Annotated in this window: 23 protein-coding genes and 1 riboswitch; of the genes, 4 read left to right on the top strand and 19 right to left on the bottom strand. The window is 36.5% G+C overall.

The window, feature by feature from the left end; genetic code table 11:
* Positions 1 to 30 precede the first annotated feature (30 nt).
* From V7161_RS14295 to V7161_RS14245, 11 genes are all read right to left on the bottom strand, one after another.
* The gene (locus tag V7161_RS14295) at positions 31 to 210 is read right to left on the bottom strand and encodes a YpfB family protein (RefSeq protein WP_335445882.1); all 180 of its coding nucleotides are present in this window, start codon (positions 208 to 210) and stop codon (positions 31 to 33) included.
* Positions 211 to 313: 103 nt separating this feature from the next.
* Positions 314 to 1,663 (bottom strand): germination protein YpeB, encoded by a 1,350-nt coding sequence (gene ypeB, locus V7161_RS14290; protein ID WP_335445880.1) that lies wholly within the window; start codon positions 1,661 to 1,663, stop codon positions 314 to 316.
* Between the two features lie 14 nt (positions 1,664 to 1,677).
* Positions 1,678 to 2,646 carry a spore cortex-lytic enzyme gene (gene sleB, locus V7161_RS14285; RefSeq protein WP_335445878.1) on the bottom strand — a complete coding sequence of 323 codons (969 nt, stop codon included), beginning with the start codon at positions 2,644 to 2,646 and terminating at the stop codon, positions 1,678 to 1,680.
* A gap of 90 nt (positions 2,647 to 2,736) precedes the next feature.
* Positions 2,737 to 3,426: a glutamic-type intramembrane protease PrsW gene (prsW, locus tag V7161_RS14280; protein WP_335445876.1), complete on the bottom strand. Its 690-nt coding sequence runs from the start codon at positions 3,424 to 3,426 to the stop codon at positions 2,737 to 2,739.
* Positions 3,427 to 3,528: 102 nt separating this feature from the next.
* Positions 3,529 to 4,485: an asparaginase gene (locus tag V7161_RS14275; RefSeq protein ID WP_335445888.1), complete on the bottom strand. Its 957-nt coding sequence runs from the start codon at positions 4,483 to 4,485 to the stop codon at positions 3,529 to 3,531.
* A gap of 8 nt (positions 4,486 to 4,493) precedes the next feature.
* A complete protein-coding gene (locus V7161_RS14270) occupies positions 4,494 to 5,465 on the bottom strand; it encodes a YpdA family putative bacillithiol disulfide reductase (RefSeq protein WP_335445874.1) in 972 nt (323 codons plus the stop codon).
* 231 nt (positions 5,466 to 5,696) lie between these two features.
* The gene (locus tag V7161_RS14265) at positions 5,697 to 6,974 is read right to left on the bottom strand and encodes a Glu/Leu/Phe/Val family dehydrogenase (protein WP_335445872.1); all 1,278 of its coding nucleotides are present in this window, start codon (positions 6,972 to 6,974) and stop codon (positions 5,697 to 5,699) included.
* Positions 6,975 to 7,167: 193 nt separating this feature from the next.
* The gene (locus V7161_RS14260; RefSeq protein WP_335445870.1) at positions 7,168 to 7,752 is read right to left on the bottom strand and encodes a genetic competence negative regulator; all 585 of its coding nucleotides are present in this window, start codon (positions 7,750 to 7,752) and stop codon (positions 7,168 to 7,170) included.
* A gap of 69 nt (positions 7,753 to 7,821) precedes the next feature.
* Positions 7,822 to 8,613 carry a metallophosphoesterase gene (locus V7161_RS14255; protein WP_335445868.1) on the bottom strand — a complete coding sequence of 264 codons (792 nt, stop codon included), beginning with the start codon at positions 8,611 to 8,613 and terminating at the stop codon, positions 7,822 to 7,824.
* A 22-nt stretch (positions 8,614 to 8,635) separates the two neighbouring features.
* The gene (locus V7161_RS14250) at positions 8,636 to 9,004 is read right to left on the bottom strand and encodes a hypothetical protein (RefSeq protein ID WP_335445866.1); all 369 of its coding nucleotides are present in this window, start codon (positions 9,002 to 9,004) and stop codon (positions 8,636 to 8,638) included.
* Positions 9,005 to 9,063: 59 nt separating this feature from the next.
* Positions 9,064 to 9,699: a CBS domain-containing protein gene (locus V7161_RS14245; RefSeq protein WP_335445864.1), complete on the bottom strand. Its 636-nt coding sequence runs from the start codon at positions 9,697 to 9,699 to the stop codon at positions 9,064 to 9,066.
* Between the two features lie 147 nt (positions 9,700 to 9,846).
* Between V7161_RS14245 and V7161_RS14240 the strand changes: the two genes are divergently transcribed.
* From V7161_RS14240 to cotJC, 3 genes are read left to right on the top strand one after another with little or no spacing between them, the layout of a single operon-like run.
* Positions 9,847 to 10,077, top strand: a complete 231-nt coding sequence (locus V7161_RS14240; protein ID WP_289985258.1) for a spore coat associated protein CotJA — start codon at positions 9,847 to 9,849, stop codon at positions 10,075 to 10,077.
* Positions 10,074 to 10,334 carry a spore coat protein CotJB gene (locus tag V7161_RS14235; RefSeq protein WP_317851438.1) on the top strand — a complete coding sequence of 87 codons (261 nt, stop codon included), beginning with the start codon at positions 10,074 to 10,076 and terminating at the stop codon, positions 10,332 to 10,334. The genes V7161_RS14240 and V7161_RS14235 overlap by 4 nt, the downstream gene beginning before the upstream one ends.
* A gap of 22 nt (positions 10,335 to 10,356) precedes the next feature.
* Positions 10,357 to 10,926, top strand: coding sequence for a spore coat protein CotJC (gene cotJC, locus V7161_RS14230; protein WP_335445862.1), 570 nt, complete (start codon positions 10,357 to 10,359; stop codon positions 10,924 to 10,926).
* A gap of 32 nt (positions 10,927 to 10,958) precedes the next feature.
* On the opposite strand, the gene V7161_RS14225 is transcribed toward cotJC, so the two are convergent.
* From V7161_RS14225 to V7161_RS14205, 5 genes are all read right to left on the bottom strand, one after another.
* Positions 10,959 to 11,414, bottom strand: a complete 456-nt coding sequence (locus V7161_RS14225; protein ID WP_335445860.1) for a YpbF family protein — start codon at positions 11,412 to 11,414, stop codon at positions 10,959 to 10,961.
* Positions 11,415 to 11,604: 190 nt separating this feature from the next.
* Complete coding sequence (locus tag V7161_RS14220) at positions 11,605 to 12,285, bottom strand: LysM peptidoglycan-binding domain-containing protein (protein ID WP_335445858.1); 681 nt, start codon at positions 12,283 to 12,285, stop codon at positions 11,605 to 11,607.
* A complete protein-coding gene (locus V7161_RS14215; protein WP_335445856.1) occupies positions 12,282 to 12,887 on the bottom strand; it encodes a CPBP family intramembrane glutamic endopeptidase in 606 nt (201 codons plus the stop codon). The genes V7161_RS14220 and V7161_RS14215 overlap by 4 nt, the downstream gene beginning before the upstream one ends.
* Positions 12,884 to 14,386 (bottom strand): RecQ family ATP-dependent DNA helicase, encoded by a 1,503-nt coding sequence (locus V7161_RS14210; RefSeq protein ID WP_335445854.1) that lies wholly within the window; start codon positions 14,384 to 14,386, stop codon positions 12,884 to 12,886. Before V7161_RS14210 ends, V7161_RS14215 begins: the two co-directional genes overlap by 4 nt.
* The gene (locus V7161_RS14205) at positions 14,386 to 15,423 is read right to left on the bottom strand and encodes a helix-turn-helix domain-containing protein (protein ID WP_335445852.1); all 1,038 of its coding nucleotides are present in this window, start codon (positions 15,421 to 15,423) and stop codon (positions 14,386 to 14,388) included. Before V7161_RS14205 ends, V7161_RS14210 begins: the two co-directional genes overlap by 1 nt.
* Positions 15,424 to 15,667: 244 nt before the next feature.
* Here V7161_RS14205 and V7161_RS14200 point away from each other — a divergent pair, with 244 nt between their 5' ends.
* Positions 15,668 to 15,916: a ferredoxin gene (locus V7161_RS14200; protein WP_223591608.1), complete on the top strand. Its 249-nt coding sequence runs from the start codon at positions 15,668 to 15,670 to the stop codon at positions 15,914 to 15,916.
* 112 nt (positions 15,917 to 16,028) lie between these two features.
* On the opposite strand, the gene V7161_RS14195 is transcribed toward V7161_RS14200, so the two are convergent.
* The 3 genes from V7161_RS14195 to V7161_RS14185 form a co-directional block, all read right to left on the bottom strand.
* A complete protein-coding gene (locus V7161_RS14195) occupies positions 16,029 to 16,595 on the bottom strand; it encodes an ECF transporter S component (RefSeq protein ID WP_335445886.1) in 567 nt (188 codons plus the stop codon).
* 168 nt (positions 16,596 to 16,763) lie between these two features.
* Positions 16,764 to 16,894, bottom strand: a riboswitch (FMN riboswitch).
* A gap of 100 nt (positions 16,895 to 16,994) precedes the next feature.
* The gene (locus tag V7161_RS14190; RefSeq protein ID WP_335445850.1) at positions 16,995 to 17,747 is read right to left on the bottom strand and encodes a peptidoglycan DD-metalloendopeptidase family protein; all 753 of its coding nucleotides are present in this window, start codon (positions 17,745 to 17,747) and stop codon (positions 16,995 to 16,997) included.
* Positions 17,748 to 17,923: 176 nt separating this feature from the next.
* A complete protein-coding gene (locus V7161_RS14185; RefSeq protein WP_335445848.1) occupies positions 17,924 to 19,054 on the bottom strand; it encodes a hypothetical protein in 1,131 nt (376 codons plus the stop codon).
* Positions 19,055 to 19,078 lie beyond the last annotated feature (24 nt).

Here is a 19,078-nt window from a genome sequence, read left to right as displayed (position 1 = left end):
CCCCTTTACTCTTAAAAAGATAAATGTATATCAATTTCCTTGAAAGGTTTGGAGAATTTCAGTAAAAGTATTTTCATTGACACCTTCGTATTTTGTTAATTGCTTCAGTTGTGGCAGAATATCTAATTGATGAAAAACAAACTGGGAGAGAAAAAGAAATATAAATTGGATTATCACAATCTTAACTAAAATACTTTCCACTTTTTTCATTACTTCACTCCTGGAGTTAACTTATTCCTATTATTGGGGTGGATGAATTTTTTTATTCTTTATGCCTGCTTAAAAAAATAAAGGAAAGCAAATGCTTCCCTTTTTAAATAACTTCCTCATATACAGCTTCTGCATTCTTCAGTTTTTCCACTTTTTCTTCCCTACTATTTTTTGCATTAATAAAAATTCGATAGGTATCATCGCCAATTGTGCCTAGGAATTCATAACATAATACTTCGTCACCTAAATCGCTGGTAATAACAGCTTGTCTATCTTCCATAACTTTCAAATTAGGATTTATTTTTGAACGTGCTTGTTCCATTGTTATAGCTGGTTTCTCTATAGTTCTGGTTTGGAAGGATTGTAAATACTCTTCTGCAGAAACGCCCATAATATCTCCATTATCAAGTGCAACCTTGACTTTAATAGCTTCAGGGTAAATTCTAACACCATTACTATTGGTTACAAAATTGAAAACGCCAATGTTATCATATTGTGTGCTTTCAAATAGCTCTAAATCTTTAAATCCATTTTCTTTTAAAAATGCTGAAGCTTTATTAGTTGCATCATTTAAACTAATAACCTGTTTTTTGATATCACGTTGATTGATAAACCAAATTGGATGTCCAGCCTTTTTGGTTATATCCATACTTGCTTCCTGACCTGTTTTTTTATTTTTTATTGCGACACTGTAAAATCCGTAGTCTGATCCTTTACCATTTTCAGTTACTTTTACTTCTGCATTTCCATCAAACTTCATATACTTTTTTGCAATTCGGATAGCTTCTTGACGTGAAATTGTTTTTCCTTTGATTTTTTTAAAGTTCTCATCCTTTTTTTGCCCATTTGTAAATGTAACTCCAAGGTCTGTTTCGTCAAATCCAGATACGGTCTTTTCAACCTTTTTTAATCCATCAATGATGGTATTATCGGTTTGTTCTTTGCCAGAAGCCAAGGCGAGTTCAACATCCATCCAGCGCAAATTGTTTTTTAGGACCATATGCTGGACTGAACGAAGCTCATTCTGTATATCACTAGACTGTTTATACAGGACTTTTAATGATTCGTATTCATCTTTTGATAAAGGTTCTTTGTCTAAATCTCTCACGGCAGTTTTATAGCTAAAATTTCCTATTTTGGCTAGAAAATCTTCAGTCTTATTAAATGGAAGTAATGTCAATGGAAGCTGCCCTACATCAGTATGTGCTTCTGAAGTGATTCTCCACACCTCAGTTAAAGATGGGGACAATGAATGTCTTGAGTTCATTGCCAGAGTTGTTCCAATTTTATCATGCAATAAATCCATTTGATAAGAAAGATCGTGAAAAGCTCGTTGGTAGTTGTTTTCTGCATTTAACAGAATCGCATTTTTCTCTTGGTGTTCTTGATAGCCCCAATAGGCAGTTCCTGCAACACCGACAGCGAGAACTCCTATTAATATACCTCTGATCAATTCTCTTCACCTCTTTAATGGCAAAATATATGTTTCCCGATTCTTTTGATTTGCGGTCTTCCCCAAATCCACCCGCTTGTGGCTGTGGCAGGGTTAAAATAGTATAATGCTTCCCCTGTTGGATCCCAGCCATTTATCGCATCAATTACCGCTTTCTTGGCATTTTCATTTGGAGTAAGCCATATTTGGCCATCAGCTACGGCAGTAAAAGCTCCCGGTTCAAATATAACTCCAGAAACAGTGTTCGGGAAATTCGGGCTATTAACTCTATTAAGAATAACCGCTGCTACTGCTACCTGACCAATATACGGTTCACCTCGTGATTCCCCATGAACAGCATTCGCTATTAAACGTATATCATTTTGCGAAAATCCATTAGGAGTATTTGCTGCAGTTGGTTTTTTGGGTGCTTTTTTTACTGGTGCAGCTTTTGGTTTCGTTGCCTTTGGAGCGGCCTTTTTTATAGCTGTATTGTTTGTTGGAGCCTTTTTTACAGTTGTATTGTTTGTTGGAGCCTTATTTGCCGGTGTCTTGCCTGCTGGCTGCTTGTTTGCAGGGGCTTTATTTGCCGGTTTCTTATTACTCGGGGCAACTTGTTTGCTTTGGTCTACTCCGCCATAATGAGTAAATTTTCTTCCCTTATTTAAATTGGTTTTAACAAAATACTCATTATACTTGGATGCTTTTGCCAGTTTATTCTTAGTTGTTGTTCCTGCTAACCCATCAATTGGCAAACCGAATTCATATTGGAAATTTCTCAAGGCCCAATAGGTACTCCATCCAAATACTCCGTCAATTTGACCATTATAAAAGCCTAAATACTGGAGCCTTGCCTGAAGTTCAATAACATCTTCTCCAACAGCTCCCTTTTGGATTACTTGTCTGGAAAATGCATACGCCCCATCTGGATTTACCAATGACAGAGGCATAATGAAAACAGAAATTAAAATGAAAGACTTTATTAGGATGTTTTTCATATGCATGGAATAATAACCCCCATTGTAAATCTTTTTGCAGTAACCCTATTTTTTGTCTAATTGGTGTTTTTATTCCAAAAATAAAAAAACCCTTCATCAGGAATGAAGAGTTTTTTGAACTGGATACTGTTTTTTTAAATGTTTGGCACTCAATATTTTAGCTTTTTTCACTTTTCTTAAGCCAAACCACCAAAGAAAAATCATAAACGGAAAAATAATAACCAGCCAATGTTCTTGTGAAATTAAAATAAAATCATAGAATCCATGAAGAATGAAAGGCAGTAGAAGCGAAAGGAAAATCCACTTTGCTTTGTTTCCATCCGTGAACTTCGCCTTTCCAAGATAAAAGCCCATTATAACCCCAAACAATGCATGACTTGATACTGGCAATAATGCTCTGGTCATCGCATGTTCAATCCCATTTGCAACTAGATAAAAAATATTTTCCACTGTCGCAAAACCAAGAGAAACGGAAACGGCATATACAATTCCATCGAATGGCTCATCAAACTCAACATGCTGGTAAATAGCATAAAAAAGGATAAACCACTTAAAAAATTCCTCCAGAAGACCGGTGTTTAGAAATGCATCGAACAAGTGGGATTGAAGCAGATTTTCAGTTTCAAGAACATGCTGAATAAACATAATCGGAAACACCAATAAAGCACCGTACAAAAATGTCCGAAGTACAAATGAAATTGGCTCTGGCTCATATTCATCTTTTAAATAAAAATAACTAAGTAAGGCCAGTCCGGGGGCAATCCCGGCAGATAATATCCCCAGCATGTTGAACCTCTTTTCCAATCCGTTTTCTTAATCGTAACATGGAAACAAAATAAAGAAAATGATAGTTTCCTTCCACTTTATTTAGAAGGATTCTCTAATCATTTAAAAGATTATTTTTTCTAAGCCGCTTGCAAGGGCCACAGCCAATTTGATTCTAGCCTTTTTAGAATCATTGTCACTTCCTAAAATTACACCTTTTTTATAGAGATCATAAGCACTGCCTTCATAATCATAAGTAGTGTAAACTGCACCCTCTTCTGCGCTAGTTGTAACGACCAATTTAATTCCCTGCTTAATTGCCTTTTCAATTTCCTCCATCATTTGAGGAGCAACCTGGCCGCGGCCCACACCTTCAAGGACAATTCCTTTTACCCCTGCTTCACGTGCTGCTTTAATAAATTTTCCATCTGCACCAATATAGCATTTAATCAATTCAACCTGAGGGATTTCAGTCTGAATTTCATAATATTCTCTTTTAATCGGCTTTTGAAAGACATGGACTTGATCATTATCAATAATGCCAAGATATCCAAAACCAAAGGCATTAAACCCTTGTATATTAGAAGCATGTTCTTTTTTTACATAGCGTGCAGCGAATATCCTTTCATTAAAGACAACAACTGCCCCAGCATCATGCAGGTCAGTGGAGCAGGCTGAGTAAATGGCATGTCGTAAATTAATATAAACATCGCTCCCTAAATCTTCAGGAGAACGTTGAGAGCCTGTGACCACCACTGGCCGATGGTCTTTTATTGTTAAATCAAGAAAGTATGCAGTTTCTTCCATTGTATCCGTTCCGTGTGTCACTACAACACCAGCAACTGTCTCATCTTTAAAATAGTCCACTATTTTGTTTTTTAATGTAGTAAGATCTTCAAATGTAATATGAATGCTCGCTTTTTGAAAAACAGATTCTACGATGACTTCAATGTCTTTTGGTAAATTACACATCGCAGCAAGTTCTTCCCCTGTAAGAGCACCAGAAGCAAGTTTTCCAGAATCCTTATTTGGTTTACTAGCGATTGTTCCACCAGTTGTTAATAAAACAACCTTTTTCATCATCTCAATCACCCTTCAGCTTCTTTTTCTATGATGGAGTGCGCAATTTGTCCACCATGGAACCTGCCATTTTCGATAAAAATTTCATTCGCATTGTTTCCGGCTGCAATTACCCCCGCTATATAGATCCCCTCCACATTTGTCTCCATGGTTTCAGGATTAAATAACGGTCTTCCTGATTCTGGATCAATTTTCACGCCCATTGTTTTTAAAAATTGATGATCGGGATGATAACCTGTCATCGCAAAAACAAAATCGTTGCTAATAGTTTTTTCAACTCCATCTTTATTATATATAATTTGCTCCTCGGTTATGGCTTTAACATTTGCATTAAATTCCATTAATATAGTCCCTGTACGAACTAATGCTTCAAATTCCGGGAGAATCCAAGGCTTAATGCTTGGAGAATATTCTTTTCCGCGATAAAGTACGGTCACCCTCGCTCCTGCCTTCACCAATTCCAGTGCAGCATCGACACTAGAATTTTTTCCTCCAATAACACACACATCTTTATCAAAGTACGGATGGGCTTCTTTAAAATAATGTTTAACTTTAGACAAGTCTTCTCCAGGGACATTCATGTAATTAGGATGATCGTAATATCCGGTTGCAACAACGACATAACGAGCACAGTAACTGTTTTTATCCGTATTAATATGAAATAAATCATCTTTCTTTACCACTTGAATAACCTTTTCGAAGGCGCTTATACGAAGTTGCTTCCGCTTAGCTACTTCCCTATAATAGACCAATGCCTGATTACGTTTCGGCTTATAGGTATCTGTTAAAAAGGGAACATCTCCAATTTCTAATTTTTCACTCGTACTAAAAAAGGTTTGATGGGTTGGATAATGATAAATGGAATTAACTACATTTCCTTTTTCTATTATTAATGGCTTTTTTCCGATCTCCTGTAGAGAAATAGCTGCTGCCATGCCGCAAGGTCCGCCGCCAACAATGATTATGTCTTCTATTTGCACTTTAGGTACACTCCTTAATAAATACATTAGCTGTGTTAAACTTGGCTGTTGATTTGCGCTCCAGGCGCTTCGCTTTCCGCGGGCGGTTCGGGGAGACCCCGCAGGAGTCTCACGCCTTCCGCTCCAATCAACAGGGGTTCAAAATCAGTTATATCCTTAAACATTACCTAAATGAAAAAACTCCTACCGTTTATGATAGGAGTTTTTTCATTTTATTTCAATGTTTAGCGTTTAAATCCAGCCTCTGAAGCGGCTTGCTTCAGCCATCTTTCTTACCCCAACCATATAAGCAGCCAGGCGCATGTCTACCCTGCGTGTTTGGGCAGTATCATAAATATTTTTAAAGGATTTAACCATTACTTTTTCAAGCTTTTCTTCCACTTCTTCTTCTGACCAGTAGTAGCCTTGGTTATTTTGTACCCATTCGAAATAAGATACCGTAACCCCTCCAGCAGAAGCTAAAACGTCTGGAACAAGCAGAATACCCCGTTCTGTTAAAATTTCTGTTGCCTCTAATGTTGTTGGACCATTTGCCGCCTCTACTACGATGCTAGCACGTATGTTATGAGCGTTCTCCGCAGTAATTTGATTTTCAATTGCTGCAGGGACAAGAATGTCACACTCAAGTTCTAGTAATTCTTTATTTGTAATTGTATTATTAAACAATTTTGTTACTGTTCCAAAGCTGTCTCTTCTATCTAAAAGATAATCAATATCCAGACCATTTGGATCATATAATGCACCGTAAGCATCCGAAATCCCTACAACCTTCGCTCCTGCGTCATGCATGAATTTTGATAAATAGCTTCCAGCATTACCAAAACCTTGGACTACTACTCTTGCACCCTCGATTTGAATTCCCTTCTTTTGGGCTGCTTCACGAATACAGATGGTTACACCCTTTGCAGTTGCAGATTCGCGTCCATGTGATCCGCCGAGAACAAGCGGCTTACCAGTGATAAAGCCTGGCGAGTTAAATTCATCGATTCGGCTGTATTCATCCATCATCCAAGCCATAATTTGTGAATTGGTAAATACATCCGGAGCAGGAATATCCTTTGTAGGTCCTACAATTTGACTGATAGCGCGTACGTATCCACGGCTAAGTCTTTCAAGTTCTCTAAAAGACATATCACGAGGATCGCAGATGATACCACCTTTTCCACCTCCGTATGGAAGGTCGACAATTCCACATTTTAAACTCATCCAAATTGAAAGGGCTTTCACTTCTGTCTCTGTTACTCCTGGGTGGAAGCGAATTCCGCCCTTTGTCGGCCCAACGGCATCATTATGCTGTGCACGGTAGCCAGTAAATATTTTTATTGAACCGTCATCCATTCTAATTGGAATTTTTACTGTCATCATACGTAACGGCTCTTTCAAGAGCTCGTATACCTCTTCAGGATAACCTAACTTTTCAAGGGCCTTATGTATTACAGTCTGTGTTGATTTTAACACATCATGTTGTTCCTCTTGATTAGTCTTTTCATTTGCTTTTTCGGCTCCCATTTGTAATCCTCCTAGAAATTGCTTTTACGAATGTTGTCCGCTTTCAGACACAAGTATACACCTTTAAATGATTTATGCAAGAAAAAAAACATACTTTTCTTCAATAACTCGTTATTATGTAAACGGTGCCATCCATGATTAATTTAATGAATTATGGATAGCATTTGTCCAATAGGTTTCCTTCATCCATTTTTTATAATTTGAAAAAATGAAGAATAGTTTCCACCGCTTTATCTTCGATAATTCTTTTTCCATATTCCATAAGTACAAATGGACTAATGATTGAAGCATTGCCAAATTCTGAGAAAAGACAAGCCGCTTGTTCATTTATGTTAGAGTCTAATTTTTCCATTAAAAAGTAATAGTGGTTGTTCATAAAATATAGGCTTCCGCCAAATATATTCATGTAAGATAGTCTTTGGGCTAGACAAATAATGTCTTCAAAATCCTTAAATTCATAAATTAGGTCATCAAATCCTCCGACCCTGACCTGCATTTCAATAAATCCATCATATAATATCTCTTCATCTTCCTCTGCTTCATTTACAGTAATGATCATAATCATCCCCTGTGCCTGAAGGGAGAATATTTCCACTGCCACAGACCCCTGGATATCTACATCAAATTCCTCACTTGCTTCCTCAAGCATATCATGAAAAAGCTGATTCCATTTGCTTGAATCCTTCCAAATATCTTCCTTGGAAAGTCCTCTATCAATTAAATCATCAGAGGTTAAAAAAATTTTAATTTTATTGGCTGTTAAGCGTTCTAAGCGCATGATTTTGCCCCCTGCTGTGACATCACTCTTGTTTGTAGTGTATGCCTCAGGGCTTTGTTGGTGAATTGTCTACATCACCTTATCCGGAGCAGGACCATTCTTAAGGGTAATGAGATGGCATTCTGCCGGTGCGCCTAACCTTAAGGGCAGCGTAGTTGTTCCATATCCATTACTAATTAAAAGGGTTGTATTTTGAAGTCTTATCAGCCTTCCACGTTTATAGGGGCTATACCCCAAAATATGAATTTGACCTCCATGGGTATGTCCGCTTAATACTAGACGTATTTCATGCTCTGGAAGAATTTTGTTAGTTATATTAGGATAATGGCTTGCCAAAATTTTAAAACTGTCTTCCTCTGCATCTAACAGCGCTAACTCAAGGCGGTCACGATTTTGGTTTAAGTCATCTACTCCTAGCAAACATAATTTTTCTCCTTGATTTGATTCAAAGGTAACAGAGGTATTGTCTAACACCTTTACCCCATGATCCATTAGGGCAGCATCTAATTCATGATAGTCAACCTCATAATCATTGTTTCCCCAAACAAAGTAAACAGGTCCAATTTGTTTTAATGCGTTTAAATTGGTTTTCACTCTTACCAAGGGGACTCCCTTCTCTGTTAAATCTCCACCGATGATGACAATATCAGCCTTCCCTTTAACATTGTTTATGATGGTTTCTGAGATTGTTCTTCTATGTATATCTGAAATAAAAAAGATTTTTACCTCTCCAAACGTTGCCGGAAAGTCCGGAAAATAAATATCCTGTTCTTTTACTTTATTTAGAAAAGCTTGATTTAGCATATATAAAAGCAAAAGTATGCCGCCTATAACGATCAAAGCAACTAATATAATAATCATTCCCTGTTCCCCTTATCAACGCTTAATTTTCTACGGAAATCATACCATAAAGAAGACTCAAACTAAAAAAAATTAGTGTTTCTTCCCAACCAATATAAAAAAGAAGGAAAAACACGATTCCAAAACCACAATATTCCAATAACATTAGGATACTCCAAGGCGATTGCTTTTTCCATGTCTTGATCGTCTTATTAATAACCCCATTAATTACCCCTCCGCTGATTAAAATCCCAATGAATAAAGCAATTGCGGCTGCGAAAAATTGCAATGGATTTATGACAATTCCGACAAAAAAGTCAGTAAGTACATAAGGATGTGGTATTGAAATCCATTTAATCACTAAATATCCACATAAAAAAACTAAAGAAAAATGAACTAACCTGATAAACATAAAAACCCCCTCCCATAAAAATATATGAGAAGGAGTCTATTTTTTTCCTTTATTCGAGTTTAATCATCCTCTTGAATACTTAAAATTCGGAAGCCATGCTCTTCCAGTTTCTTTGTGAACCGGTCTATATTGTTTTTCTTTTCAACCTTCATGACAATTCTCCGAACAAGTCTATCTGTTTCATCAAAAGTAACAAGTGAGATAATATGCTCGTGGAATTGATGAGCAATTTCAGAGAGTCGGGCAATCCTTCCCTCAGTTTCTACCGATGTAAAAGCAATTCTAACTCCTGGGCGGTTTACACCAAATGCACTTTCAAATGAACTTAATACATCGGACCGAGTAACAACCCCTAGAAATTGATAATTAGTGCCAACAACTGCTAATAATGGAAAATCCTTTAAATCAAGGAGTGTCCTTTCAAATAATTCAGAGCCCTCTAGGAACTTTTCTTGGTGAGTGGCAATATCTTTCACTGTCGTAAAATTTAAATATTCATCCTTTTGTTTATTCGAAAGGAAATAATTTTCATAGATACTGTATCTTGTAACTACACCTGCATATTGCTCACCTTGTAAAACCGGTAACCCATCAATTTGATGTTTTTCAAGACTTTCCAAAGCCTGTTTAAGGGTTACATCTGCTTGTACTGTAAAGCATTCATGCTTTGGTATCATAATATTTTTCACGAACAATTTCCATCACCTCAAAAGTTATAATCCTGACTCATTTATTATACTTCTACAAGATAGTGAAAAACCCTTTCATATATTAAAGTTTTATGTCATGTCTTAATTTAAATTTCATATATTTAATTGATATTGAAAAAAGGGAGGGTCACAATGCACACCCATTATAAGGTATTTCATCCGTTTGCAAGTCAGTTTGATCCCTGCAAACCGATACTTGAAAAAACCTATTCCACTCCACCCCATTTATATATAGGATTCCAGCCGCCAAATCTTCCGCAATTTTCCCCGCTTGAGGCTTTGAGAGCAGGCACACTTTGGAAGGATTTTTATGACCCGTATTACAATGCTTTTGAGAAAGCGGGAGGGGGACAGCCTACATGAAACAGGTTCCTGCCGAATATTATCAGATGATGGAACAGCTGCAAGCTGTCGACTTTGTCTTGGTAGAGCTTACCTTATACTTAGATACTCACAATGATGATCTTGAAGCAATAAACCAATTTAATCATTATGTGAAGGAAAGGAAAAGACTCAAAAAAGCATTTGAAAGCCAATTTGGTCCTTTACAGCAGTTTGGCAACAGTTACTCCGGTTATCCTTGGAACTGGGACGATAGTCCATGGCCATGGCAGGTTTAATTTAGAGGAGGGATTACACTAAATGTGGATTTACGAAAAGAAGCTCCAATATCCCGTTCGAGTCAGTACCTGTAATCCGACTTTAGCAAAATACCTGATTGAACAGTATGGAGGTGCTGATGGAGAGCTTGCCGCAGCATTACGATACTTAAACCAGAGGTACACCATACCTGATAAAGTAATTGGCCTTTTGACAGATATCGGTACCGAAGAATTCGCCCATCTGGAAATGATTGCCACCATGGTGTATAAATTAACAAAAGATGCCACACCAGAGCAAATGAAGGCAGCAGGTTTGGCAGAACATTATGCTGACCATGACAGTGCATTATACTACCATAATGCTGCAGGAGTTCCATGGACAGCCACCTATATCACCGCGAAAGGAGACCCGATTGCCGATTTATATGAAGACATTGCAGCTGAAGAAAAGGCACGGGCAACTTACCAATGGTTGATTAACATCAGTGATGATCCTGATATAAATGATGGTCTTCGTTTCTTGCGTGAACGAGAAATCATTCATTCCCAGCGCTTCCGTGAAGCAGTGGAAATATTAAAAGATGAACGCGGCAAAAAGAAAATATTCTAATGAGTAAAAGAAGCAGGAAAACTCTCTGCTTCTTATTTCTTTTCATGATAAAGGTTTATATCATAATTTTTTTTCATAATCTCAAATACTAAATGGCGGTTTTTCCATTCTTCTTCTTTTTTCCAATAATCCTTGCTTCGGTCAACGATTTCACATCGTAATTCATGATATTCCTTTTCTGCTTTATCTTTTTTTTCTTTAAGCAAATTCATCGTGCCGTACATACCAACCACAAAAACTAATAAGGTAAAATTATTCGAATCGTTAACAAAAGCAGAAAACATCGCGGCAAATGAATAAGAATATACGCTGGCGACTGTAAAGTACAGATAAATAAAAAAGCAGGTTGCTAAAATGATTGTTCCCCAGATAGATAAATTATGGCGGCGTTTGAACTTGTCAAACTTTTCTTTCCTTTTCCTTACATTTTCAAGTGCCTGTTTCGTGGCTTGATCCGTATTTTCAAGTAATTGGATTGGAGAATCCATTTTATCCCCTCCTTTTCTCCGTATATAATTATGAACTTGTCCGCTGCATTATGTTTTTTTTATTAAAATCGCTTATAAGCTTGGTTGTTGATTTGCGCTCCAGGCGCTTCGCTCCAATCAACAGTTTAAAAAATTTAACAATGCCCTTTAACACAGCCTCATCAAAAAAACCAATCTAAAGATAGATCGGTTAGTTATTTAATGGTATTTTTAGAACTTGGCCTGCTTCGATATTATCACCTTGAATATGGTTGGCCTTCCTGATAATGTTCATGCCTGATTGTGACTTATAGTACTCCATCGCAATATGATATAAAGTTTCTTTTGGCTGAACCGTGTGGTAAACAATTTTACTTGTTTTTTTCGGCGCAGTTGGTTGGCTCTTTTTCGTTTCTTGTATTGGCTGACTATTTTTGTCTCCTGACTTATTTGCATCAATGGTGACAGGACTCGGAGGGGGTGTTGAAATTTCTTTTGTACTATTCTCTTCGGTTATAGCCGCTTCGTTTTTTACTTGGTTACTTTCCATCTGTTGCTCATCAGCCTGCTTATTTTTCTCATCGATTTCTGTCTTTTCTAGATTAATAGTTTCATAGCCAACAGAATCCCCTGATGTCTTAACGGTACTGCTTATTTTTTTACCATCTAGATATGATATTACGCTGAAAATAATGATAGGAAGAAGGATAAAGAAAAGAACTAATAGACGAATAACCGGGTATTTAAACTTCCATTTTGTTTTCTTCTTTTTTTGACGGTGCAGCTGCTCCCTTGGAGGCAAATCACCTGATTCATCAATTTTTTCATTAATTTTTTGAATCCGCTGTTTTAACCTTTCAGCTTGATCTCGATATGGCTCCTCTTTATTCACGTAGAAACTCCTTTCTCGTCGTCATTACCTGGTGAACGTCTATATTTTATATATACACCTAATAAAAAATCGATGATAAAATGCATGACAATTGTAACGGCTAAATTATCTGTCCACTCATAAATCATACCGATAAAAAAACTGAGGACGACAATATTTAAAAATAAAAACCAATTAAAAAGATATCGATAATGGATAATAGCAAAAATGATACTTGCCAGTATGAGACCGACTTTTGTTTGGATGATCCCACGAAATAACAATTCTTCGCTAAACGAGACAATGGCAGCAATGATGAAGATATGAAGAATATTTCTATGTTTAAAAATTCTTTCATTTAATCCACCATCATCATAAAAGGAGGACGGGAGACACTTCATTAAGATTAAATCAACGATCACAACAGCTACTCCCGAGGATATCCCTATAAGAACAATATTAAAGTCCTTAAAGTGCAAATGATTCAAATAGGAGAAATGATCAAATAAAATAAATCCTAATACGAACGAAATGACTAAAAGGATGGCTTGCGTCATATAGAGATGAAGAAGCAACTCTTTGTCAGTTAGGTTTTTTATCAATTCATTATACTTCTTTTTCATTCACTCAACTCATTCTTCATTAAAATTTTACCGAGATACTCCATCCAAGATAATTCATTTATTGTCGTTTTTGTCTGGTCGATAGAAGAATGATAATCCTTCAGCTGAAGCCCACATTGATCGCAACAGGGAATCACCTTATTGGTCAATTCATCATCAAAGTATTCCATTATAAATTCTCTTCTACATACATTTGATTCTACCCATGCTTTCATGTGAAATATATTGTTCATTTTTGCAGTTAGCCTACTCTTTAAAAATAATTGAATGGTTTTCTGTAGTTCTTTTCGGTTATTTTGGGGTGTATCATTAATCAATTCTTCAAGGATACGCCATTGAATTTCATTAAAACCACCGAGCTCGCATAATTGATCATTCAAATGGAGCTTTCCATTCGTAAACTCTTCTTCCTGCTCTATTTTAGAAAAAAGCCAATCAATTTGCTGCTCAGATGGCAGTTCACCCTCTGCCAACTGAATCGGAAGGTGCTCGTCCCCGGGGGAGTACAATAAAATGGCAATGCTAAGCTTTCCATCACGACCTGCTCTCCCAATTTCCTGAAGATAGGATTCTAGTTGCATCGGCATATGATAGTGGATAATAAAACGGATATTTTCTTTATTTACACCCATTCCAAAGGCACTAGTAGCACAGATGACATCCAACTGTCCGTGAATAAATTGCTGTTGGATTAATACCCTAGTATTCGGATCTTGTCCCCCGTGATAAGCCATAGTCCGGCAAATCCCTTTTTCTGCTAATAAAGAAGCCATTTGTTCTGCTAATTTTTTACTAGAAAAATAAATAATTCCCGGTTTCTGCAGTTTAGTAACCAACTCAACAACCCGGTTTTGTTTTTCAGAGTAAATTGCTATTTTCTCCACCTTAAAAGCAATATTGGGACGATCAATGGTTGTTTCTACTTTTCTACAATTTTCAATACTGAGTGATTGAATTATATCCTTCCGAACTTGCTTTGTAGCTGTGGCAGTCAGAGCAAGTGTCAAGGGATCCCCCAGCTTTTGGCGAATATCGCCTAATTTTGAATAATCAGGCCGAAAATCATAGCCCCACTGTGAAATACAATGTGCCTCATCTACAACGAATAAGGAAATAGATAGTTCACTAAGCTTTCGTAAAATAAAAGGAACATTTAACATTTCCGGTGATATAAAAATAAATTTATATTGTTTTAACTGACGCAAGATACTATTTTTTTCCTCTTGTGTAAGAAAGGAATTCAATGCAACCACTCTTTTTTCACCGAAGCGTTTAAATTGCTCTACTTGATCCTGCATCAGGGAAAGGAGAGGAGAAATAATTAATATGTGACCACTAAAAATAAGCCCTGGAAGCTGGTAGCATAAGGACTTTCCAGTACCAGTAGGAAGCATGGCTAAAGTATGCTTTCCTGCTAAAATAGAAGTGATTACTTCCTTTTGTCCTATCTTGAATGAGTCATAGCCAAAATGTTCTTTTAATAGGATTTCTAAATTCATTATCGCTCACCATACTTCGCCAACACCAATCTTATTTGAAAGTAACTGGCTGTTTTCACTTTATCCCTGATAAACTTAAGCTGTCGCGAATTAATTTGCCGTGTAATTTCCAGAATTGTGTCCTGCAGATTTTTTTCAACATAGTCATCAATTGAAAAATCATTAATATGTAGGGCAAATTCTACAAAGTGGTCCTCAATTGTACTTAATTTTAAATGTCTTATGTCTGCAATCATTTCAAGGGAATACCCTTGATTTAATAGGGTCCATGTTTTCCTGGATGAAATTGTTAATTCATTATTTTGCTTTAAATCCCTAATAAGCAGAGATAATAATGGAAAGTTCTTTGGTTCCCGATTAATCTTTTGCAGCAAGTAATGGATAATATTGATAAATTCAATATTATAATCGTGTATATCCATATTGAGCCTTTTAGCTGTCTGCTCAGGAGTTAACCCAATTTGTTGATACCCTGTTAATCGAAAGATTAAGACAGATGGATCAGCATTTTTTGCTTCTTTAAAAATATCTACCAGCTCGGAATAAAGCCTGCTTCCCATTTCCAGCCTGGGTACTTGGGTTTCCTTTAATATTGTTTTCAACCAAAAATGAACATCTTTGTTTTTTTGAATGGGGATATATTGGTTTTCGTGGTTTACAAAATTCGAAGCTACCTGAACTAACAACGATAATCTTTCCCAAAAATTCATTGTAAATGTGTGATAAATCCACCCATTCAGAAAGCTGGGTATCTTGCTTTCATATAAATTTACTTCACCTTCTGGTGTAAGGACGAAGCGTTGCTCCCCGCAATTTTTAATCCACTTTTTTTCAACCATATTGTGAATGATATTTTCAAAGGATTCTCGAGTTAGCGTATCGTATATCCCAAATAAATGCTTCAGTGAAAATAAATGTGCATCCTGAATCGTTTGGGATGATTTTTTTCCATTTAATAGGTGATAGATGGAATAAATCGTCCTTTCCCTGTTTAATTTCTTTAAACAATATAGAAGAATCGATTCAATTTGTTTCATACATGGCCCCACACTTTTCTGACATTATCGACAAATTACCCATTTTTTCTATCTTATTTTAACATGAAATGACAGAACTTGTTGCTCAAAATTATGTTAATGTAACATAAACAAATCAAGAAACCGGGTTATTTAAAAGCAACTTTCTATTGAAAAGTTACTCGTACAGTTTTACAATAGATATGAGTATTGCATTTCCATATAATATGGATGAATTTTGTTATATTACTGGGAGGTTTTTTTCATGGCAAAGTACACAATTGTTGACAAGGAAACTTGCATCGCATGTGGCGCATGCGGTGCAGCAGCACCTGATATCTACGATTACGATGATGAAGGCATTGCATTCGTAACTCTTGACGATAATGAAGGAATCGTTGAAATTCCTGATGTATTAGTTGATGACATGATGGATGCATTTGAAGGCTGCCCTACAGATTCCATTAAGGTTGCTGACGAACCATTTGATGGCAATCCAACTAAATTTGAATAATATTTTGTCAATAAAATATTGTTATGCTGCTAACCCTCTTCTGAATTTGAAGAGGGTTTTTAATTTTTGGAATATGAAAAAGGCACTTCACATTAGAAGTGCCTTATGTTCATTATACACTTTTTATTACGGATAATTTATTTATCCATGTTTGCAGTCGTATGAATAATAACATGAAGATGGATGACATCATTACACCTTTAATAATATTAAATGGAAGGATTGCGGGTACAACTATGTTACGCATGTCAGGATATTTCAATAGGGCTGTATACGCTGGAAGAATGACAAAGTAATTGGCAATACTCATGATCACGGCCATCGTAATGGTACCTAATACTAATGCAATGGTCATTCCCTTTCGAGTTTTCATTTTGGTATATAAATAATAGGTTGGCAAAACAAATGAGATACCCGCGAGAAAATTAGCTATATGACCAACTGGGATTCCAGTTGGACTTCCGGTCGCGAAATAATTGAGTACAACTTTGATAAATTCAACAACTACTCCTGCAATAGGCCCAAAAATTAATGCTGCAATTAACGCTGGGATGTCACTGAAATCAACTAATAAGAAATTTTGGAAAAACGGCAGCGGAAAGTTTAATAGCATTAATAGATAGGCAATACTGCTTAGCATTGCAATTGAAACCATGGCCTTTACATTCGTTTTCTTCATTTTATTCATCTTCCTCTCTCCTTTTTTGATCCATCACCTTAGGAAGAGAGGTTCAGCATATAGACGCCCTGTAAATAAAAAACCCCCAAGTAAAATACACTTGAGGGAGTACAAAGGCACACTTAATAAACGTTCGTAATACCATTATTTTTTGAACGCTTGCAGAACCTCCATCTTCTCCCATCCAGACTATACTGTCGGCCTTGGAATCGCACCAAATCCTGCCTAAAAGGCTCGCGGGCTTAAGAGTATTCTCTAATACCGCCGATCGGGAATTTCACCCTGCCCCGAAGATAGATCGATATGAAATTATAAAATTATTATACTTGAGAAATGGTAATTTGTTAAGTAAAAAGAATGAAACCCGCAAACGATATCGTTCACGGGCCATTTTCTCCATTATTCGATAAGCAATATTTGTTTCGGTTTTATTACATCAGAACTCAAATGATTTATATCCTTTAACTTCTTTACGGACATATTTCTTTTTTTAGAGATCGCGTACAGGGTATCTCCTTGTTGAACGACATATTTATTAGCTTTTGCTTGTAATGAATGGTCTTTAGTTGAACTTTTAACATGTGAGCTTGCTTCAAGGACATTATATCCACTAGCGGCAACTCCGCCTTGTACAAACTCACCCACATCTGCTTTTCCTAAAAGCATTTCAGGGTCGATAGCATATTTCTTATCATATCGCCATTCTAATTCATGTGTTTCAAAATGGAGGTGAGTTCCAGTAGCTTGTCCAGTTTTCCCCATTTTCCCAACAACGTCACCTTGTTTTATATTTTGGCCAACATAAACGTTACGTCTAGTTAAATGTGCATAAACAGTAACAACCTTACTTGGGTGTTTAATAAACACGACATTTCCGTATGTATTGGAAAAATATGATTTGATGACAATTCCGTCATCAACCGCCAGTACAGGCGTATCCATTTTCCCAGCTATATCTATTCCTTTATGTTTTCCCTGCCTTGTTCCATATGTATCAGAAATGACACCATCTGCGGGCCAAATCCAATGTTCCTGTAATTCCTTCATTTCGTCCAAACTTGCAGCTTGTGAATGTTTCCCACCTAAAAACAATAAACTGACACAAAGTGCCATAATAATGGCAATCAAAAACCTCTTTATGTAGTCACGCATTCTAGTCCTTTTCCTCCTTAAATCTTCTACTCAAATCCACCATATGTTTCCAGTTTTAAGTTTAGAACTGAAACTAAAGAGATAATGGACCCTGAGCATACTTGTTATAATTTGGAGACATGCACTATTTTATACATAAATAAAAAAAATCAACCCATTATAGGTTGATTTGCAATTTATTGGATATTGCGCAAATTTGGAGCAATTGGCACTTTATTTTCCTTTGATAAATCAAAGGGCCCTATATGTGTTAACGGGGAATTCTTAACAATAATTTTTTCAACCCCAAACTCCTTAGCGGTTAACATCAAAGCCTCGAATGAATATAATGTCATTTGATTATCTTTTAACGTAGAATCGTCCTTAAGAGAAATAGATAAAGTTTTGTCCGAAATGGTCACATCATAAATTTGTAATGATGGCGACAACGAACTTTTTAAACCATTTTCAGGTTGATCTTCTTTCATTGCCTCTAAAGCAGTTCCAAAATCTTTATAAGTAGTTTTGGTTGGAGTTAAATATGGTAATTTACTGCCTACAGGATAGTAAAACAAAAAAGCATGATTTTGATCGATTACAATATTTTGTTCTTGCTTGATTCCGTAATTACCTAATTCTATACCTGGTTCTCCATTTGTTTTGAACTTTATCTTTCTAAGGTTACTATTTGATGCTATATCTTTTTGTAATACATTTATAAAGCTCGTTTCATTGGTCGAACCTTGTCCGTATAGGTGGTTTGAAGGGACATCAACAATAACGGTATTATTATTGTTGTCTAGCTCCAATCTCGCATTTAGAGGGTAGAAATCACTTAATCCCCATTCTTCTTCTTTTAGAGAAGCACTATTTTCTGCAAAAACAGTCAGCCAGGATTTGTTGCCTGTGTCTGAAACAATAGTAGAAACAGGAATAAGAATCTGTGCTTGTTGGTCAGGTATCCAGTAGGTTAACACCTTGCCATTCCCCACTTCATCATCATAGATCGCAGATTTCACGCTTTCAGTTCGTAAAAGTTTTACCTCTTGGGTACCGGAGTTTACCCCCTCCTTTGAAGTTGCTTCCTTCTTATCCATGGCAATTCCGGCATCTTTATTAGCTGTAGTTTGCTCCAAGGATTTTTTTTCTTGGGCTTGATCAAAGGAATTATTTGTTCGATCCATTAAGTTAGGTACTAAAATAAGAAAAAGAAGCATGGCCGCTGCAGTTGCGATTCCTGGTAATAACCAGGGTATCAATTTGCGCTTTTTTATAGAAAGATTCTGGTAAATGTCACGAGGATCGCGATGATCTTGTATTTTAGGCATTTGCCTTATTAGTTCCTCGAGCTG

Origin of the sequence: Neobacillus drentensis, assembly GCF_036965425.1 — a bacterium.
Classification (GTDB): domain Bacteria; phylum Bacillota; class Bacilli; order Bacillales; family Cytobacillaceae; genus Neobacillus; species Neobacillus drentensis_F.
The sequence above is the reverse complement of the archived record's forward strand: the minus strand, read 5'-3'. Positions and strand labels throughout refer to the sequence as shown.

Excerpts from the sequence above, each read along its gene's own strand:
- V7161_RS14185 (WP_335445848.1), bottom strand. The coding sequence starts at position 19,054 with ATGCCTAAAATACAAGATCATCGCGATCCTCGTGACATTTACCAGAAT.
- V7161_RS14205 (WP_335445852.1), bottom strand. The coding sequence starts at position 15,423 with ATGAAACAAATTGAATCGATTCTTCTATATTGTTTAAAGAAATTAAAC.
- V7161_RS14250 (WP_335445866.1), bottom strand. The coding sequence starts at position 9,004 with ATGTTTATCAGGTTAGTTCATTTTTCTTTAGTTTTTTTATGTGGATAT.
- V7161_RS14265 (WP_335445872.1), bottom strand. The coding sequence starts at position 6,974 with ATGGGAGCCGAAAAAGCAAATGAAAAGACTAATCAAGAGGAACAACAT.
- V7161_RS14240 (WP_289985258.1), top strand. The coding sequence starts at position 9,847 with ATGCACACCCATTATAAGGTATTTCATCCGTTTGCAAGTCAGTTTGAT.
- V7161_RS14195 (WP_335445886.1), bottom strand. The coding sequence starts at position 16,595 with ATGAAGAAAACGAATGTAAAGGCCATGGTTTCAATTGCAATGCTAAGC.
- V7161_RS14200 (WP_223591608.1), top strand. The coding sequence starts at position 15,668 with ATGGCAAAGTACACAATTGTTGACAAGGAAACTTGCATCGCATGTGGC.
- cotJC (WP_335445862.1), top strand. The coding sequence starts at position 10,357 with ATGTGGATTTACGAAAAGAAGCTCCAATATCCCGTTCGAGTCAGTACC.
- V7161_RS14295 (WP_335445882.1), bottom strand. The coding sequence starts at position 210 with ATGAAAAAAGTGGAAAGTATTTTAGTTAAGATTGTGATAATCCAATTT.
- V7161_RS14215 (WP_335445856.1), bottom strand. The coding sequence starts at position 12,887 with ATGAAAAAGAAGTATAATGAATTGATAAAAAACCTAACTGACAAAGAG.
- sleB (WP_335445878.1), bottom strand. The coding sequence starts at position 2,646 with ATGCATATGAAAAACATCCTAATAAAGTCTTTCATTTTAATTTCTGTT.
- V7161_RS14275 (WP_335445888.1), bottom strand. The coding sequence starts at position 4,485 with ATGAAAAAGGTTGTTTTATTAACAACTGGTGGAACAATCGCTAGTAAA.
- prsW (WP_335445876.1), bottom strand. The coding sequence starts at position 3,426 with ATGCTGGGGATATTATCTGCCGGGATTGCCCCCGGACTGGCCTTACTT.
- V7161_RS14235 (WP_317851438.1), top strand. The coding sequence starts at position 10,074 with ATGAAACAGGTTCCTGCCGAATATTATCAGATGATGGAACAGCTGCAA.
- V7161_RS14210 (WP_335445854.1), bottom strand. The coding sequence starts at position 14,386 with ATGAATTTAGAAATCCTATTAAAAGAACATTTTGGCTATGACTCATTC.
- V7161_RS14260 (WP_335445870.1), bottom strand. The coding sequence starts at position 7,752 with ATGCGCTTAGAACGCTTAACAGCCAATAAAATTAAAATTTTTTTAACC.
- V7161_RS14225 (WP_335445860.1), bottom strand. The coding sequence starts at position 11,414 with ATGGATTCTCCAATCCAATTACTTGAAAATACGGATCAAGCCACGAAA.
- V7161_RS14255 (WP_335445868.1), bottom strand. The coding sequence starts at position 8,613 with ATGATTATTATATTAGTTGCTTTGATCGTTATAGGCGGCATACTTTTG.
- V7161_RS14190 (WP_335445850.1), bottom strand. The coding sequence starts at position 17,747 with ATGCGTGACTACATAAAGAGGTTTTTGATTGCCATTATTATGGCACTT.